The sequence below is a fragment of the Limnobacter humi genome (assembly GCF_024518835.1).
GTDB lineage: Bacteria > Pseudomonadota > Gammaproteobacteria > Burkholderiales > Burkholderiaceae_B > Limnobacter > Limnobacter humi.
In genome coordinates this window covers 304,342-320,541 of sequence record NZ_JANIGO010000001.1, presented here as the reverse complement: position 1 = coordinate 320,541, position 16,200 = coordinate 304,342, and the positions used below count along the sequence as shown (strand labels likewise).

The following is a 16,200-nucleotide window of genomic DNA, read 5'->3' as shown; positions in this document are numbered from 1 at the left end:
TGTGGTCAATCAACGATTAATCAACTTAGCGCAATTCTGGCCGAGAGCCGTACAACAGCTTTTCCTGCATGGCGCGGTTGTTCGCATTGCCAGCATCGGACGGCAGGCCTGGCGGGCCGAACAGTCCGTTGAGTTGCCTAACCTCTTGGTTGCCTGCTTCGCTCCCCGCTGCAAGAGGGCGTGCCAGTTGTTGCGGGCTGGGTGTTGAACCCAGTGGCACCACCTCTCCGGTTTGGGGGTCGATCATCACGCCTTCCCGACCCGTGTTTCCAGGGCTTGCCGTGTTGTCGAGATTCAGAGGCGCGTCTGAGCGCTTGGGTGTCAGGGTTGCGCCGTTGTTCGCTGCTGGTTTGCTCATGGCCGTGGGCTGTGGGTTGTCCGCGGGGTTCAGTGAGGACAGGCGGGCACACTGGCTTGCTCCAACATGGTTGACTTGTGTCAGCATGTTGAACACGGCTTGTTCAATCACCATTCGAACGCCTTTTTGAATGGGTTCTTGGGTTCTTTCTGCTGCATTGATATCCACCAAACCGTCACTGAACAGGCGGAAATAACCACCACTGAGTTCAGTACCAATGATTTGTTTCTGCAAACTCTGGGTATTCACAATCTCCAGTGTTTTGGTATTCACCAGTCGTAAATCGACGGCGACATCCATCACAAAATAGCGTGCGCCCAATCCCAGGAAACGAATGGACGAATCGATGCTGCCACTTTTGATGTTGTAGTTCACCTCGGTAATGCCACCCACAATGTGATAGTCCGAACCGGGTAGCGAGCCGGAGAAAATCCGGCGGTGGTCTTTGGTCTCGGGGTTGTCTGTGATCAGTTTGTTGTCTGCGTACTTTAATTCCATGTCGGCAATCGAGGTGTCGAATCGCTCGACCATGGGCACACCGGTTTTGCTAAGCGCCGAGATCACCATCAGCGCAGCACCTTGCGTCAGGCGTTTGCCGTTGGTCAGGTCTTCCTTGCCTGAAAAGTCGTTCACCCGGCCCACGGCATACCGTTTGCCAAGCCCCCCCCGAGATGCCAGCAGGGGCTTGAGGCATTCCAATGACTTGCTGTAACGGGTCGTGTTTTCAACCACGCTTGCACCATCTAGCGCATTGACATATTGGGTGTTGCTCAATGATGGCACCGTGGTGCAAGCAGTTGCCGCGAGGGCCATCAATGGCAACAAACAGCGTTGTATGGGCAGGAGACGGGGCATGGTTGACCTATGAACTTGTTTGAACGGAAATGTGGATGGCTTAATCGCTGTTGCCGAGTGCACTCAGGCTGGCCCGCTGCGAACCATTGTTGATCTGGGTGGCGTAAATGGTCACCGTGTTGTTGCTGCCGGAGTTTTCAACATTGATCAGGTTGCCAACCGCGGTGGCTGCAAATCCATAACCGGGTGATTGAACTTGTACGCGATTGAAGTTGGCGTCGCGTCGTGAGGCCACGGTTGAGTCGATGTCGGTGACACTGTTCATGCCCAAGGGCGTTTCAATCGCACTGGGATTGCCTTCAAATGTCACAGCAGCCAGCCCTGCGTGGGCGAAAGGCCACAGAGCCAGTGCACAGATTATTTTCTTCATCATGAGATCTCTTGAGGCGGAGGTAAGGAACCGCCGCCAAATCAACTTGCCTGTGAGTTGACTTGGTGGCGGAAAAGTTCATTTCTCGCGTTGCCCGCTTACTTAACGCTGCGAACTGAAATGCTGTTACCCACGGCCGTGGCGGTGGCGGACAGCGAGGAAGGATCGTTCTTGAAGTTCACGCTGGCCAGGTTGTTACCCACATTGCACTGGGCAACAGAGAGCTCAGCCAGGCTGACACCGTTGCCGTTGAAGCTGAAGTTATTGCCCACTGCAGTGGCATTCAGGGACACTTCGCCAGGCCGGGAGCTGCCCGACTGGTACAAGGTTACGAGCGCAGTGGCGTCGCCAAAGTTGCTTTGGCTGACATGGCGGACTGGTACTGTTGAACCCAGGCTGACTTGAACGTCAATGTTATTACCCACCGAGGTGGAGTTGGCCGTGAGGCTGCCATTGTTGTTGACAATCACGTTGTTCAATTGAAGGTTGCTCGAGTTATTTCCCCGGTTGACTTGGATGTAAATGCCGTTGTGATTCGGATCCAGGTTGTAGTCGGTGTTCAAATTGACTTCTGCACTGATGTCGCTTGCGCAGCCCGTGCCGGTACAGCTGGCAAATGCGCCGGAGTGGATTGACAGCAGTGCAGTCAGCAGGGACGCTGCGATGGCGGTTTTTTTCATGAGAAAGTTTCTCCAGGGTTGTATCAATGGCCACGGTGAGGCCGACTGAAAAATCCCGCTGGCACCCAGCGGGGTTCATTCGCAAAAATGCTTTGGTTAAGTGGACGAATTGTCTAAAAAGTTCAGACCTGTGGATCGATCTGCCATTCGATTCTTCACCTGAGGACAATCCCCCACTGGGGGAGTAAAATGTTGCGTTTACGGAAACACGCGAGTTGTTGTGAACACCATTGACATCAAACCGGTTGAATTTGATCTTCCAGAGCACGGCAGTCCGGAGATCAGTTGCAAGCCCTCTCAAGCGTGGGCCCGTGTGCCAGCCCAACCGTCAACCGCAGAAAAATCGGCCCTGAAGGCAGAGATTAAGGCCTTGCTCAAGGCGCGGGATGCTGTGTTGGTGGCCCACTACTACGTGGACGCTGAACTACAGGATTTGGCCGAGGAAACGGGTGGATGTGTATCTGATTCGCTGGAAATGGCGCGTTTTGGTCGCGAGAGTGCCCATCAAAACCTGGTGGTGGCGGGTGTTCGCTTCATGGGTGAGACCAGTAAAATTTTGAATCCTGAAAAGCGGGTGTTCATGCCCGATCTGGATGCCACCTGTTCGTTGGACCTGGGTTGCCCAGCCGACGAGTTTGCCGCATTTTGCGATCAACACCCAGACCGGACCGTGGTGGTGTATGCCAACACCAGTGCAGCGGTGAAAGCGCGTGCAGACTGGATGGTGACATCCAGCATTGCCTTGGACATTGTGGGCCACTTGCATGCGCAGGGGCAGAAAATACTGTGGGCACCCGACCGCCATCTGGGCCAGTACATTCAACGCCAAACGGGTGCCGACATGATGCTGTGGCAGGGCAGTTGCCTGGTGCATGACGAGTTCAAGGCGGAGGAACTGAAAATGCTCAAGGCTCAGCACCCGGACGCATTGGTGCTGGTGCACCCAGAGTCGCCGCAGGCGGTGGTGGAACTGGCCGATGTGGTGGGGTCGACCACGCAGCTGATACGCGCGACGCAAACCCCTGGCGTGAACACGTTTATTGTGGCCACAGACAACGGCATCCTGCACAAAATGCGCCAGTTTGCACCCGACAAAATGCTGATTGAAGCCCCCACAGCGGGTAACTCCGCTACCTGCAAAAGCTGCGCGCATTGCCCGTGGATGGCCATGAACGGGCTGGTGAACCTGCGCGATGTGTTGAAAACCGGTTTTGATTCCGGCCAGGGTGAAGTGCATGTTGAGCCAGCATTGGGACGGCAGGCTTACCGCTGCATTGACCGCATGCTGGATTTTGCGAAAACCCATGGTATTTCCGGTCCTCGCGGGCAGGGGCGCCTGGAGCAGGCGCATCAGGGGGTGGGGCCAGCATGATGCTTAGCACAGTAAACCGTTCCGAATTGTTTCGATCGTTTGGCCCGGCGCTTGAATTGGCATTGATGAACAATGTTCACGATGCGATTGCCGAGGATTTGGGCAACACCGATTGGACGGGGCTGCTGGTGCCAGAGGGCAAGCGCTGCACGGCACGCCTGTTGTGTCGGGATGCGGCGGTGGTCTGCGGGCAGGACTGGTTCACGGCGGTGTTTCGAACCTTGTGCCCAGATGCGCACCTGAACTGGACTGTGGCCGAGGGTGAGGAAGTGGCAGCCAACACGGTGGTCTGCGAGATCGAGGCACAGGCTCGACCGCTGTTGACGGCTGAGCGCCCGGCGATGAACTACTTGCAATTGCTAAGCGCTGTTGCCACGCGCACACGGCATTTTGTGAGGCTGGTGGAAGGTACACAAGCCGCCATTCTGGATACCCGAAAAACCCTGCCTGGTATGCGCTTGGCGCAGAAGTATGCGGTGCGTGTGGGCGGCGGCGAAAACCAGCGATTGGCGCTCTACGATGGTATTTTGATCAAGGAAAATCACATTGCTGCTGCCGGTGGTATTGCTGCGGTGTTGAAGCAGGCGCACCGCATTGCACCCTCGCAGGTCAGTGTTCAGATTGAAGTGGAAAGCCTGGCCGAGCTGCAGGACGCGCTGGATGGTGGGGCAAAGTCGGTGTTGCTGGACAACTTTGACTTGCAGATGATGCGAGACGCAGTGGCCTTGAACGCAGGCCGTGCCATTTTGGAGGCTTCCGGCGGGGTGAATGAGTCCACTGTTCGCGCGATTGCCGAAACTGGCGTGGACCGCATCTCGATTGGTTCTTTGACCAAAGACATTCACGCGGTGGATTTTTCCCTGCGGGTGCAGGATTAAAACCAAGCCAGTTTAAGCGGACTTCTTTTTGGGCCGTTGCAACACGGTGGGGAATGCTCGGGGCAGGGTGCCCGGGTAGTCTGCACTGAAATGCAGGCCCCGGCTTTCCTTGCGGTTCAGCGCACTGGTTACGATGAGGTCGGCCACGTCCACCAAATTGCGCAGTTCGAGCAGGTCTCGGCTTACACGGAAGTGGCTGTAAAACTCGGCAATTTCGTCGCGCAGCAGTTTGATGCGGTGCTGGGCGCGCTCCAGGCGCTTGTCGGTTCGCACAATGCCCACATAGTTCCACATGGTTTGGCGCAGCTCGGCCCAGTTGTGGGAGATCACCACTTCTTCGTCCGGGTCGGTGACCCGGCTCTCGTCCCATTCGGGCAGTTCCATGGTTTCGCGGTTGGGTTTGCTCAGAATGTGGGCTGATGCGGCTTGCCCCATGACCACACATTCCAGCAGGCTGTTGCTGGCCAGGCGGTTGGCGCCATGCAGGCCAGTGTAAGCGGTTTCCCCCACTGCATACAGGCCAGGAATGTCGGTGCGGGCGTTGAAGTCGGTCACGACGCCGCCGCAGGTGTAGTGGGCAGCGGGCACCACAGGAATGCCTTGTTTTGTGATGTCAATGCCCAGTTCCAGGCACCGCTTGTAAATGGTCGGGAAGTGTTTTTTGAGTTTGTCGGCAGGCGCGTGACTGATGTCCAAATACACACAGTCCAGGCCCCGCTTTTTCATTTCAAAGTCGATGGCACGGGCCACCACATCGCGCGGTGCCAACTCGGCGCGTTCGTCATGCTCGGGCATGAACCGCGTACCGTCGGGCAGCTTCAGCACGCCGCCTTCACCCCGCACGGCCTCGGTGATCAAAAAACTCTTGGCGTAAGGGTGGTACAGGCAGGTGGGGTGGAATTGAATGAACTCCATGTTGGCGATGCGGCAGCCAGCTCGCCAGGCCATGGCGATGCCATCGCCGGTGGCCGTGTCGGGGTTGGTGGTGTAGTTGTACACCTTGCCTGCGCCACCACAAGCCAACACGATGTACGGGCAGGTCAGGGTGAGCACGCGCTGGGTGTTTTCGTCCAGCACGTAGGCGCCTAGAATGCCGGCTTTCTTTTCGTTCAGCCGGTCACCGGTGATGAGGTCGATCACCATGTGGTGTTCAAACAGTTCTATGTTGGGGTGTTTCCTAACCAGGGCCTCCAGCGTGGTTTGCACGGCATCGCCAGTGGCATCGGCCACATGCAAAATGCGCCGGCGGCTATGTCCACCCTCGCGGGTCAGGTGAAAGCCGTTGGGCTCGGAGTAGGTTCCATCGTTGTCGTCTTCCCGGGAAAAGGGCACGCCCTGGGCAACGAGCCAGTCGATGGCGGTGGAGGCGTTCTCGAGAATAAACTGCACGGAGTCCCGTTCGCAGAGGCCGCCACCGGCCACCAGGGTGTCTTGCACGTGCTCGGCCACACTGTCGGCCGGATCGCGGACAGCGGCAATGCCGCCTTGCGCCCATCGGCTGGCCGTCTCGGACACTGAGCGTTTGCAAATGATGGCGACTTTCAGTTTGTCAGCCAGTTGCAGGGCGGTGGTCAGGCCAGCCAGGCCACTGCCAATGATGGCGACGTCGAATTGTTTCATGACGAGGGTGCTGCTTTCGATGAACGGTCTTGCTGCCATCATATCGAAGCGTGGCGCTGATATGATGCTGGGGCTTTCAATTCAGGACGGGATTTCAACATGTGGGATTGGCTCTTGCTGGGCAAGGCAGCGATGATGGGGGTGGTCGAGGGTTTGACGGAGTTTGTACCGGTGTCGTCCACCGGACACTTGATTTTGACAGCCGATGTGATCCGATTTGAGCCAGCCACAGCTTCGGTGTTTGAGGTGGTGATTCAATTGGCGGCCATTCTGGCGGTGGTGCTGGAATACAAGCAGCGGGTGGTGTCTACCTTGACCGGTTTGGGGCGTGATCCGGTGGCCAATCGGTTTGCCCTGAATATGGTGTTGGCGTTTCTGCCGGCGGCTGTGATTGGCTTGCTGTTTGGCAAACACATCAAAGCGGCCCTGTTCACACCCACCGTGGTGGCCACCAGTTTTATTGTGGGTGGCGTGTTGATCTTGATGGTAGAGCGTTGGGCCAGCAAACCAGGCCATGCGCCCAGGGTGATGAATGTGGATGACATGTCGCCAGCGCTGGCATTGAAGGTGGGGTTTTTTCAGGCACTGGCGCTGATTCCTGGCACCTCCAGGTCTGGTGCAACCATCATTGGCAGCCTGTGGTTGGGCATGAATCGCGTATCGGCCACCCAGTTTTCGTTTTTTCTCGCCATGCCGACCATGTTGGCGGCGTCGGTGTATGAACTGTGGGGGGCGCGTCACATTTTGAGCGCGGCCGATTTGCCCCTGTTTGCCGTGGGTTCCATCACCAGTTTTATCAGCGCGTATGTGTGCGTGCGCTGGTTACTTCAGTATGTATCTCGCCACGACTTTAAACCATTTGCATGGTATCGGATTGCCTTTGGTGTGTTGATTTTGGCCACGGCTCAGTTGGGTTGGGTCAACTGGTCGTGATTGCCCACGAGGTGTTTGAGTCGAAACTCCTCATAGGGCATGGGTCGGGATAACCAGAAACCTTGCACATAATCCACGCCCAGTTTTCTGACCACCTCGAATTCGGCATCGTGTTCCACGCCTTCCGTGGTTACCACCAGTCCCATGGTGTGGCCCATCTGGATGGTGGACTCCAGGATGATCTGGCTATCCGCATCCAGGTCTGCACCCTGCACCAGTGACCGGTCTATTTTTAACTCCGTCACCGGAAAGCGTCGGAGATAGGCCAATGACGAGTAGCCGGTGCCGTAGTCATCAATCGCAATCTGAAAGCCCAGTTCGGCCAGTCCGGTTAGCAACTCCAATGCTTGGTCCGGGTTTTTCATCGCGGCGCTTTCCGTGATTTCCAGGGTGATGTGCCGTGTGCCCTCTGGCCTTCCGCGGTGCAGGTTTTTGCAAAACTGCAGGAGGTCGGGGTCCTCCAGATCAATGGCCGACAGATTCATGGACAACTTCAGGTTTTGCCGCAGGCACAATGGGGTCAGCCCATAGACCTGAAGCAGGACCCACCGGGTGATGTCTCGAATCAGCCCGGTCTGCTCGGCCAGTTCGATAAAGCCACCTGGTGCAATCAATCCACGCTCTGGATGGTTCCACCGAATCAGCACCTCGGCTTGGTTGATGTTGTTGGTTCGAAGGTTGAGTTTGGGCTGGAAGTGCAGGCAAAACTGTTCATCCGCAATCGCCGCCTTGAGTTCGCCGATCAACGCAATGCGGGCGGCTGAGCGGGCTGCCATGCGCTGGTCAAATTCAATCACCCGTCGCCGGGTTTTGACCGCCACCTGCCGAGCCATGTCGGCGTCACGCAGAAGATCTTCCGCATAGTGACCATGGGCTGGGTAGTGTGCCACCCCGGCCCGTGCTTCAACCGACAGGGCGTGTTGGCGAACACGGACGGTGGATTGCAAGATGCGCTCCAGCGATGGTTTGAGCGCATACAGACTGCTGGGCACCAAGGCACCAAACAAGGGGCCTTCCAGCCGCGCCAACACAATGTGATCTGCGCACAGGTGTCTGGCCTTCCGGGCCGCCTTTTTCAACAGGTGCTGCGCCAGGTCATGGCCCAGTACCTCCTGAATGCCGTCGAAATTGTCGATGCTCCACGTCACAATCGTCACTGGTTCTCGAGCCCGTTGGATGCGATCGCGAAGAGCCAACAGCAAATACGTTCGGTTGGCAAGGCCCGTTAAGGGATCCTGGTAGGCGGTTTGGCGAATTTGGTGCTCACGCTCCTGCAGCTGTCGACTCAAACTCAGGAAGCTGTTCTGTAATTCGACAATTTCACGCACCGGGCTGTGCATGGGTTCCCACGGCTCGGGTTGTTGCGCCATGGCCTGCGCGTGGCGGCTGAGTTGCTGCAACGGTTGTACCACCATGCGTTGGATCCAGCGGGAGGTGACCAGACTCAGGATGGCAACAAAGATGCACAGGGCCAGCATCTCCAGCCAGTGGGTTGCTGGTGGCAGGGCTGCGCTCGGCATGTTGGCATTCATCAATCCAAGCACCAGCCACTGGAAAGTGATCCAATAGGCAGCACCCATGCCCAGCATGAGGGGCAACAGGCAGTACACCAGTGCGCGTCTTGTACCGAGCGCTGGGCGCTCGACTGGATGAGGTGGCTTGTGCATGGGCGATGGGCAAGGTGCAACCCCATCAATTAGACCAAAGCATGGTGTCGCGAGACATCCCGCAAGCGGGTCAGGCTGTGCGTCGGCTGTATAGCAGGTCCCAAACGCCGTGCCCCAGTTTCAGGCCGCGGTTTTCAAATTTGGTCAGGGGCCGATCGTCTGGCCGCGGGGAATAGCCGCCACCGTTCATGTTCTGCCAGTCGGGTGCATTGTCCAACACCTCCAGCATGTGCTGGGCATAGTTTTCCCAGTCTGTGGCGCAATGCAAAATGCCGCCCGGCTTCATTTTCAGCGCCAGTTTGGCCACGAATTCAGGTTGAATGAGGCGGCGCTTGTGGTGCTTCTTTTTTCGCCAGGGGTCCGGAAAGTAGAGCAACACTTTGTCCAGGCTGCCATCGGGAATCATGTCGGCCAGCACCTCCACCACGTCGTGCGACATGACGCGGATGTTCTGCAGCCCTTGCTCTTCGATTTTTTTCAGAAGCGACCCCACGCCGGCCGTGTAAATTTCAACACCGAGGTAGTTCACCTGCGGGTGCGCGGCGGCAATGGCTGCCGTGGTTTCACCCATGCCAAAGCCAATTTCCAGCCAGTTGGGTGCGCCATTGCGGCCCCACACCTGCTCAAAAGCAATGGGTGTTTTGTTGTAGGTCAGCCCCCATTTGGGCATGCCGTCTTCAACAGCGCGTTCCTGCGCTCTGGAGATGTGGCCACGCCGCTTGACGAAACTGCGGATGTGCTTGTTGCGAAACGGGTTGCTGTCGTCGGGCGTGCTGGCGTCTTGGGTCATTTTGTGCTGGATTGAATCACCCCTTCCACGGGTGAGGAGGGGCTGGCGGTGTAAAACTTTTTCGGCATTCTACCTGCCAGGAAGGCCTGCCGACCGGCCTCTGTGGCCAGACGCATGGCGTGGGCCATCGCCACAGGGTTTTGCGCCTTGGCGATGGCTGTGTTCATCAGAACGCCCGCACAACCCATTTCCATGGCGATCGCAGCATCGGAGGCTGTTCCCACACCGGCGTCCACAATCACGGGCACCTGTGCTTTTTCCAAAATGAGGTGGATGTTCCAGGGGTTCAGAATACCCATGCCAGAACCGATGAGCGAGGCCAGCGGCATGATGGCTTTGCAACCCACGTCCTCCAGTTTGCGGGCATAGATGGGGTCGTCCGAGCAGTACACCATGACATCAAAACCGTCGGCCACCAGGGTTTTGGCAGCCACAAGGGTTTCTTCCATGTCGGGGTACAGGTTGTTGGGGTCGCCCAATACTTCGAGTTTGCACAGATTGTGGCCGTCCAGCAGTTCCCGGCCCAGGCGCAGGGTGCGAACCGCATCGGCGGCGGTGTAACAGCCAGCGGAGTTGGGGAGGTAAGTGAACTGGCTGGGCGGCAAATAATCGAGCAAACTGGGTTCGCCAGCCGTTTGACCAATGTTGGTGCGGCGGATTGCTACGGTGACAATTTGAGCGCCGCTCGCCGTGATGGCTTCGCGCGTTTGTTCAAGGCTGGCGTATTTGCCAGTGCCCACCAAGAGGCGGCTGGAGAACTGGCGGTCACCGACTTGCCAGGTGTCGGGTGTGGATGTGTTCATGGGTACTGCTCCTGAGGTAATGGGCGGGTGTTGCGAGGGCGGTGTCAACCGCCCCCCACCGCCACCACAATTTCAAGTTGCGCGCCAGCTTGCAGCAGCGTCTGGGCATGCTGGCTTTTTGGCACGATGTCGCCGTTCATTTCCACTGCAATCCGTTTGCCCTGTAACTCCAGGCGCTCCAGCAGCGAACTGATGCTGGACCCCTCCGGTATTTCCTGTGTTTGACCATTGACGGCGATTGAAATCAAGCTTGAAGGCATGGCAGGCAAAGGCTGGAATTTTGCTAAGATGATTATTGCGATGATTATTTCAACACAGTTTGGCTTCAACACCCGTCGGGTTGAGACCATGATTGGGATTATCTCACCGCACAACCGCATTCCGGAGCACCCATGCATTCAGTTGTTCATTTGTTGAAGTCCACCCAATTCCCCGCGGTCAAACGTTTGAACCTGGAAACCTTGCAGGTCAATCTGGGTTACCTGTGCAACCAAAGTTGTACCCACTGTCATGTGGATGCCGGCCCCAAACGAACAGAGCTGATGCAGGACGAGCAGATTGACCAACTGATCGCCTTGATGAAGCAGGGCTGGGTGAAGACACTGGACCTGACCGGCGGTGCACCTGAAATGAACCCGCGTTTCAAACGCCTGGTGAGTGCTGCACGACGGGCGGGCGTCCACGTGGTTGACCGGTGCAACCTCACCATTTTGTGCGAACCAGGTTATGAAGACCTGGCGCAGTTTTTGGCAGACCATGACGTCGAGATTTACGCGTCATTGCCGTGTTACCTGGAAGACAATGTGGACCGCCAGCGCGGCAAAGGCGTGTTTGATGCAAGTATTCGCGGCCTGCTGATGCTGAATGCCTTGGGCTACGGCAAGGATCGGTCGCTCAATTTGGTGTTCAACCCGCAAGGCCCGGTGTTGCCACCACCTCAACAAAGCCTGGAGGCCGATTACAAGCGCGTGCTGTTTGAGAAGTTTGGGGTGGTTTTTAACCGGTTGGTGACCATCACCAACATGCCGATTGCCCGCTTTGGCAGCACGCTGGTGAGCAAAGGCACGTTCGATGGCTATTTGAATACCCTCAAAGCCGCTTATCGGGAGGACAACCTGGCCGCAGTGATGTGCCGCAGCCTGGTGTCGGTGGACTACGAGGGCGTGCTCTACGATTGCGACTTCAACCAGCAATTGCGTTGGCCGGTGCGGGATGGCCAAGGCCGGGCGCTGACGTTGGCCGCATTAAGCCAGCATGCGCTGAACGACATCGAGGTGATTGTGGGTGAGCACTGCTATGGATGCACCGCCGGTCAGGGCAGCAGTTGCGGTGGGGCCTTGGCGGCCTGACTGCTTTGAATGAGGCGCTTGGCCAGTTGAAGCGCCTGTTCAGAGTCCTTGGAGGCCGCCTCCGTGTACTGTTCAATTTGCCCCAGCAGGTTGGCCCAGGCGGTCTGGTTCACCGCCATGAATTCAGCCAGCTTGTGGCTTTCAATTTGGCCCATGTTGATTTTTTGACTGGCCAGCACCAAGCCCTCAATCGCTTCTTTGAGGGCCAACTGGCTTTGCTCAACCAGTTGCTGCAGCTGCTGACTGCGACCGGGTTCCGACAAACTGAGTTCCAGTTGACTGCCATCCAGTCTTCCCAACAGCTGCCGGCTGACTTCCCCGGCTTTTCGTAGACCCTGTGCTGCTGTCCGGATGTCGTTTCGCAGGCCCTCCAGCTGGCTTTGCATCATGTCCACATGGCTTTCGGCGCGGCTGTTGCGCTGTTCGCTGGTCAGCGCGGTTTTGGCCACTTGTGTGCCTTGAGTGGACAGTTGGTGAAATGCCTTGGCAAATTCCAGAACAGCATGGCCGCTTTGTTTGAGTTCCTCGAGCTGTTGACCAATTTGCAGCAGGGTGCCGCGATGCTCCAGTTGCTGGTTTTGATTGAGTGCTGCCAAAACCCCTTCCAGCGCTGAATGGGCACCCGCCAGCTTGGAATCGCTCTGTGCCTGGGTGTGCAACGCCCGGCTGAGCACATGAATGCGCTGGTTCAGTTGGTGCACGGTTTTCAGGCGCCACCCGGTCAATAGCAGCGCCGTTGCACCGGCTGCGCACAATCCGGTCAGCACCCACAGCATGGTGAGCAGGCCATTGTCTGCTTGGGCAATGTGTTGCTCAAGGGCGGTGATTTTGGGCAGTGTTTCCAGGCGCACCTGTTGTTCCTGGCGCGCTTGTGCAATCTCGCTCGAGTTGACGCCAGACACGGGTCTGGACAAGGTTTCCACGGCTTGAGCGGTCAGGCTTTGAAGGGTTTGCAAGTACAAGGCGCCCAGTCCGGTTGGCACTGCCTCGGGTTTGATCTGTTGCGCAAATTGAAGCAACGCCTTCAAAGCCAATGGCGACACGTCGGCGGTGGTTGAACTGCCAGAATCTGAGTCTGGTAGAAGGCGGGCGTTCCATTGGGCCAGTTCAACGTGAAGGCGTGTTTGAATGGCTTGCAGCTGCTGAACCAGCGCAACCTGGTGATGCCGAGTTTCATGGCTCGTGAACAACGCAACCAGCGCCAGCAAGATGGATGTGGCCAACAAGGCCACACCGAAGCGCCCCAGCCGGTGCACGAACACCGCTTGAACCAGCGTGGGCATGTGTTCGTCGAAACGGTTTGGAACAGAGGCGTTGGCTGGTTCGGTCATTGATCCGTCTTAGATTTGGGTCATCTCGAAGTCTTCTTTGCGGGCGCCACACTCGGGACATACCCAGTTTGGCGGAACATCGTCCCATTTGGTGCCCGGTGCAATCCCTTCTTCAGGCAAGCCCTTGGCTTCATCGTATACCCATCCGCAAATCAAGCATATCCATGTGTTCATGTGTGTACTCCAACGCCGTGTTTCAAGGAATGCAGCAATTGCAAACCGTTTGAGGCAAAAAATTTTTCAACCGGTGGATAATACTGAGTTTGGCGGGCTTGTTCCGCAATTGCAGTCCATTTTTGAGTTTTCAATGACCGCCCGAATCCCCTGTGTATTCACCTTTTCCGCATCTGACCCCACCAGTGGTGCCGGTCTGCAGGCCGATGTCCTCACTGTGGCTGCGTTGGGCGCCCATCCGGTGACAGTGCTGACCGGTTTAACTGCGCAAAACACGGTGGGCGTGACGCGGGTTGAAGCCTTGTCGGCGGATTGGGTGCGCCATCAACTGGACACCCTGTTGGTCGACGGCTTGGTGCCTTGCGCAATCAAAACAGGTGTGCTGGGCAGTGTGGCGGCAGTGGATGCCGTGGTGGCTTTGAAATTGGCACATCCCAATGTGCCGTTGGTGGTAGACCCGGTGCGCGCCTCGGGTCGTGGGGATGGCCTGGCGACTGACGCAGTGTGGGCGCACCTCTGTGACGCCTTGTTACCGGTGACTGACCTATTAACACCGAATTGGCCCGAAGCGGTTGCGCTGACCGGAGCGAGCTCGGTGGATGAGGCAGCCCGTGCGTTGTTGAACAGCGGCGTGAAAGCGGTCTTGCTGAAAGGCGAGCACCTGAATGGCGAGCAGGTTGTGAACCGGCTCTACACCATGGCATCGCAATCGGACTTTCCCTGCGAGCGCCTGCCCCACCAGTATCACGGATCAGGTTGTACGCTGGCCAGCGCCTGCGCAGCGGGACTGGCTCAGGGGTTGGCCGTGGACGATGCTGTGGCTGTGGCCCTGGAGTTCACCTGGCACGCCTTGCGTCATGGTTTTGCGATCGGACAGGGGCAGCACATTCCCGACCGGATGCATGTGATGCAGCAGTTGATGCAGGATGCCCAGGCTGGGGATGATGAGCATGTGACCCACCAGGGAGTTGGCGCTTGAACCTGACCGCACAACGGGTGATTCGCGGTGTGTATGCCATCACGCCCCAAGTGCAGGGCCACTGGACTCGGCAAGCCGTGCTGGATGCTGTGCAGGCTGCACTGGAGGGCGGGGTTCGTTTGTTTCAGTGCCGTCAAAAACATTGGGAAGAGGATGCGCTGGTGGAGTTTGTTGCAGATTTGGCAGACCTCTGTATGCCATATTCAGCTCACCTGATTGTGAACGACGCCAGCGCCGAAGCCCTGTCGATGTGGCCTGTACAGGGCGTGGATGGCGTCCACCTGGGCAAGGAGGATGAACCTGTGGATTCTGCACGCCAACACCTGCCCGCCGGCATGTTGATTGGCGCCTCTTGCTACAATCGACTCGACTTGGCGGAGCAGGCCGTGAAGAAGGGTGCGGATTATGTGGCGTTTGGCGCCGTGTATTCCAGCAGCACCAAACCCCTGGCGGTGCATGCGCCGTTGAGCCTGTTTGAACAGGCAGCACACTTGCAGGTGCCCCGCGTGGCCATTGGCGGCATTACCTTGGACCGAATTGCTGAATTGCGCCAAGCCGGGGCGGACGCCGTTGCGGTGGTGGGCGGCCTGTTTGGTGCCGCAGATGTCACCCCGCGCCCGCTGAATGTTTTGAACAACGCCCGACATTGGGTCCATGAATTTGAAGATTGGAGCAGTACACCATGAGTCGCAATGAAGTCCTGTTTGAACGAGCCCAAAAAACCATTCCGGGCGGTGTGAATTCGCCGGTGCGGGCTTTCCGTTCTGTGGGGGGAACACCGCGCTTTTTCCAGCGGGCCAGTGGCCCCTATGTGTGGGACGCCGATGACAAACAGTACATCGACTACATTGGCTCTTGGGGGCCGGCGGTGTTGGGGCATGCCCATCCAGACGTGATCAAAGCGGTGCAGGATGCCGCCGTGAATGGCTTGAGTTTTGGTGCACCCACAGAGGCCGAGATCGTGATGGCCGAAACCCTGTGCAGCATGTTGCCCTCGCTGGAACAGGTTCGTTTGGTGAGCTCGGGCACCGAGGCCACCATGAGTGCCATTCGCCTGGCCAGGGGCTTTACAGGTCGACCCACGATTGTGAAATTTGAAGGCTGCTACCACGGCCATGCCGACAGCCTCTTGGTGAAGGCGGGCTCGGGTTTGCTTACCTTCGGCAACCCCACATCCGCCGGTGTGCCCGAAGATTTTGCCAAACACACCCGGGTGCTGAGCTACAACAACATTGAGCAGTTGCACGAACTCTTCAAGGCCAGCGGCGACCAGTTGGCCTGCGTGATTGTGGAGCCCGTGGCGGGCAATATGAATTTGGTCAAACCCACCCGCGAATTTTTACAAACCCTGCGCGAGCTGTGTACGCAGTACGGAACCGTGCTGATCTTTGATGAAGTGATGACCGGATTTCGCGTGGGCCCTCAGGGTGTTCAAGGTTATTTTGGCATCACGCCCGACCTGACCACGCTGGGCAAAATCATCGGCGGTGGCATGCCCGTGGGCGCGTTCGGTGGCCGAAAAGACATCATGGGCCACATCGCCCCGTTGGGCCCTGTGTACCAAGCGGGTACCTTGAGCGGCAACCCCGTGGCTGTGGCTGCCGGGCTCACCACCCTGTGCTTGCTGCAACAGCCTGGCTTTTACAACACCCTGGAGACGCAAACCCGCAAGCTGGTGGAGGCATTCAACAGCGCTGCCCAGGCGCATGGCGAAACCTTCAGCGCCGATAGCATAGGCGGCATGTTTGGTATTTATTTCAGCGAAACCGTGCCCGCCACTTTTGCCGAGGTGGGGCAGGGCAATATTGCCCGGTTCAATACATTCTTCCATGCCATGTTGAATGAAGGTGTGTACCTGGCCCCCTCGGCTTACGAAGCGGGCTTCGTGTCGGTGACCCACACCGATGCGGTGATTGAAGCCACGCGGCAGGCAGCGGACAGGGCGTTTGAGTCGATGAAAATTTAACTGGGTTTAAGCCGAGTTGTGGAATAAATTTCGATTGGTCCAAGGGATGGTGATCTGTGCAGTGGCCATCACCCG

Annotated in this window: 17 protein-coding genes; 7 read left to right on the top strand and 10 right to left on the bottom strand. The window is 57.5% G+C overall.

What is annotated here, in order from left to right; all coding sequences use genetic code 11:
• Window positions 1-25: 25 nt before the first annotated feature.
• The 3 genes from NQT62_RS01515 to NQT62_RS01505 all read right to left on the bottom strand — a co-directional run bounded on the left by NQT62_RS01515 (window position 26) and on the right by NQT62_RS01505 (window position 2,263).
• Window positions 26-1,132, bottom strand: a complete 1,107-nt coding sequence (locus NQT62_RS01515) for a CsgG/HfaB family protein (protein ID WP_256762785.1) — start codon at window positions 1,130-1,132, stop codon at window positions 26-28.
• Between the two features lie 121 nt (window positions 1,133-1,253).
• Complete coding sequence (locus tag NQT62_RS01510) at window positions 1,254-1,586, bottom strand: hypothetical protein (RefSeq protein WP_256762784.1); 333 nt, start codon at window positions 1,584-1,586, stop codon at window positions 1,254-1,256.
• 95 nt (window positions 1,587-1,681) lie between these two features.
• A complete protein-coding gene (locus tag NQT62_RS01505; protein WP_256762783.1) occupies window positions 1,682-2,263 on the bottom strand; it encodes a hypothetical protein in 582 nt (193 codons plus the stop codon).
• 220 nt (window positions 2,264-2,483) lie between these two features.
• Between NQT62_RS01505 and nadA the strand changes: the two genes are divergently transcribed.
• Window positions 2,484-3,635, top strand: a complete 1,152-nt coding sequence (nadA, locus tag NQT62_RS01500; protein WP_370569113.1) for a quinolinate synthase NadA — start codon at window positions 2,484-2,486, stop codon at window positions 3,633-3,635.
• Window positions 3,632-4,513, top strand: coding sequence for a carboxylating nicotinate-nucleotide diphosphorylase (nadC, locus tag NQT62_RS01495; RefSeq protein ID WP_256762782.1), 882 nt, complete (start codon window positions 3,632-3,634; stop codon window positions 4,511-4,513). The genes nadA and nadC overlap by 4 nt, the downstream gene beginning before the upstream one ends.
• Window positions 4,514-4,525: 12 nt before the next feature.
• On the opposite strand, the gene nadB is transcribed toward nadC, so the two are convergent.
• A complete protein-coding gene (gene nadB, locus NQT62_RS01490) occupies window positions 4,526-6,133 on the bottom strand; it encodes an L-aspartate oxidase (RefSeq protein ID WP_256762781.1) in 1,608 nt (535 codons plus the stop codon).
• A 99-nt stretch (window positions 6,134-6,232) separates the two neighbouring features.
• Between nadB and NQT62_RS01485 the strand changes: the two genes are divergently transcribed.
• Window positions 6,233-7,066, top strand: coding sequence for an undecaprenyl-diphosphate phosphatase (locus NQT62_RS01485; RefSeq protein ID WP_256762780.1), 834 nt, complete (start codon window positions 6,233-6,235; stop codon window positions 7,064-7,066).
• Here the strand turns inward: NQT62_RS01485 and NQT62_RS01480 are convergent.
• The 4 genes from NQT62_RS01480 to thiS all read right to left on the bottom strand — a co-directional run bounded on the left by NQT62_RS01480 (window position 7,039) and on the right by thiS (window position 10,586).
• A complete protein-coding gene (locus tag NQT62_RS01480) occupies window positions 7,039-8,733 on the bottom strand; it encodes a putative bifunctional diguanylate cyclase/phosphodiesterase (RefSeq protein WP_256762779.1) in 1,695 nt (564 codons plus the stop codon). The genes NQT62_RS01485 and NQT62_RS01480 overlap by 28 nt on opposite strands.
• 70 nt (window positions 8,734-8,803) lie before the next feature.
• Complete coding sequence (gene trmB, locus NQT62_RS01475) at window positions 8,804-9,523, bottom strand: tRNA (guanosine(46)-N7)-methyltransferase TrmB (RefSeq protein ID WP_256762778.1); 720 nt, start codon at window positions 9,521-9,523, stop codon at window positions 8,804-8,806.
• The gene (locus tag NQT62_RS01470) at window positions 9,520-10,326 is read right to left on the bottom strand and encodes a thiazole synthase (protein ID WP_256762777.1); all 807 of its coding nucleotides are present in this window, start codon (window positions 10,324-10,326) and stop codon (window positions 9,520-9,522) included. The genes trmB and NQT62_RS01470 overlap by 4 nt, the downstream gene beginning before the upstream one ends.
• Before the next feature lie 44 nt (window positions 10,327-10,370).
• Complete coding sequence (gene thiS / locus NQT62_RS01465) at window positions 10,371-10,586, bottom strand: sulfur carrier protein ThiS (protein ID WP_306173504.1); 216 nt, start codon at window positions 10,584-10,586, stop codon at window positions 10,371-10,373.
• A gap of 132 nt (window positions 10,587-10,718) precedes the next feature.
• On the opposite strand from thiS, the gene arsS reads away from it, so the two are divergent.
• Window positions 10,719-11,675, top strand: a complete 957-nt coding sequence (gene arsS, locus NQT62_RS01460) for an arsenosugar biosynthesis radical SAM (seleno)protein ArsS (RefSeq protein WP_256762776.1) — start codon at window positions 10,719-10,721, stop codon at window positions 11,673-11,675.
• Here arsS and NQT62_RS01455 read toward each other — a convergent pair.
• Both NQT62_RS01455 and NQT62_RS01450 read right to left on the bottom strand, forming a co-directional pair.
• Window positions 11,639-13,006 (bottom strand): hypothetical protein, encoded by a 1,368-nt coding sequence (locus NQT62_RS01455; RefSeq protein ID WP_256762775.1) that lies wholly within the window; start codon window positions 13,004-13,006, stop codon window positions 11,639-11,641. The genes arsS and NQT62_RS01455 overlap by 37 nt on opposite strands.
• Window positions 13,007-13,015: 9 nt before the next feature.
• Complete coding sequence (locus NQT62_RS01450) at window positions 13,016-13,180, bottom strand: rubredoxin (RefSeq protein WP_256762774.1); 165 nt, start codon at window positions 13,178-13,180, stop codon at window positions 13,016-13,018.
• Between the two features lie 133 nt (window positions 13,181-13,313).
• Here NQT62_RS01450 and thiD point away from each other — a divergent pair, with 133 nt between their 5' ends.
• From thiD to hemL, 3 genes are read left to right on the top strand one after another with little or no spacing between them, the layout of a single operon-like run.
• Complete coding sequence (gene thiD, locus NQT62_RS01445; protein WP_256762773.1) at window positions 13,314-14,159, top strand: bifunctional hydroxymethylpyrimidine kinase/phosphomethylpyrimidine kinase; 846 nt, start codon at window positions 13,314-13,316, stop codon at window positions 14,157-14,159.
• On the top strand, window positions 14,156-14,845 hold the full coding sequence (thiE, locus tag NQT62_RS01440) for a thiamine phosphate synthase (protein WP_256762772.1): 690 nt from the start codon (window positions 14,156-14,158) through the stop codon (window positions 14,843-14,845). The genes thiD and thiE overlap by 4 nt, the downstream gene beginning before the upstream one ends.
• Window positions 14,842-16,125, top strand: coding sequence for a glutamate-1-semialdehyde 2,1-aminomutase (gene hemL / locus NQT62_RS01435; protein ID WP_256762771.1), 1,284 nt, complete (start codon window positions 14,842-14,844; stop codon window positions 16,123-16,125). Before thiE ends, hemL begins: the two co-directional genes overlap by 4 nt.
• Window positions 16,126-16,200: the final 75 nt, after the last annotated feature.

Excerpts from the sequence above, each read along its gene's own strand:
- NQT62_RS01510 (WP_256762784.1), bottom strand. The coding sequence starts at position 1,586 with ATGATGAAGAAAATAATCTGTGCACTGGCTCTGTGGCCTTTCGCCCAC.
- NQT62_RS01505 (WP_256762783.1), bottom strand. The coding sequence starts at position 2,263 with ATGAAAAAAACCGCCATCGCAGCGTCCCTGCTGACTGCACTGCTGTCA.
- nadC (WP_256762782.1), top strand. The coding sequence starts at position 3,632 with ATGATGCTTAGCACAGTAAACCGTTCCGAATTGTTTCGATCGTTTGGC.
- nadB (WP_256762781.1), bottom strand. The coding sequence starts at position 6,133 with ATGAAACAATTCGACGTCGCCATCATTGGCAGTGGCCTGGCTGGCCTG.
- NQT62_RS01485 (WP_256762780.1), top strand. The coding sequence starts at position 6,233 with ATGTGGGATTGGCTCTTGCTGGGCAAGGCAGCGATGATGGGGGTGGTC.
- NQT62_RS01480 (WP_256762779.1), bottom strand. The coding sequence starts at position 8,733 with ATGCACAAGCCACCTCATCCAGTCGAGCGCCCAGCGCTCGGTACAAGA.
- trmB (WP_256762778.1), bottom strand. The coding sequence starts at position 9,523 with ATGACCCAAGACGCCAGCACGCCCGACGACAGCAACCCGTTTCGCAAC.
- NQT62_RS01470 (WP_256762777.1), bottom strand. The coding sequence starts at position 10,326 with ATGAACACATCCACACCCGACACCTGGCAAGTCGGTGACCGCCAGTTC.
- thiS (WP_306173504.1), bottom strand. The coding sequence starts at position 10,586 with ATGCCTTCAAGCTTGATTTCAATCGCCGTCAATGGTCAAACACAGGAA.
- arsS (WP_256762776.1), top strand. The coding sequence starts at position 10,719 with ATGCATTCAGTTGTTCATTTGTTGAAGTCCACCCAATTCCCCGCGGTC.
- NQT62_RS01455 (WP_256762775.1), bottom strand. The coding sequence starts at position 13,006 with ATGACCGAACCAGCCAACGCCTCTGTTCCAAACCGTTTCGACGAACAC.
- NQT62_RS01450 (WP_256762774.1), bottom strand. The coding sequence starts at position 13,180 with ATGAACACATGGATATGCTTGATTTGCGGATGGGTATACGATGAAGCC.
- thiD (WP_256762773.1), top strand. The coding sequence starts at position 13,314 with ATGACCGCCCGAATCCCCTGTGTATTCACCTTTTCCGCATCTGACCCC.
- hemL (WP_256762771.1), top strand. The coding sequence starts at position 14,842 with ATGAGTCGCAATGAAGTCCTGTTTGAACGAGCCCAAAAAACCATTCCG.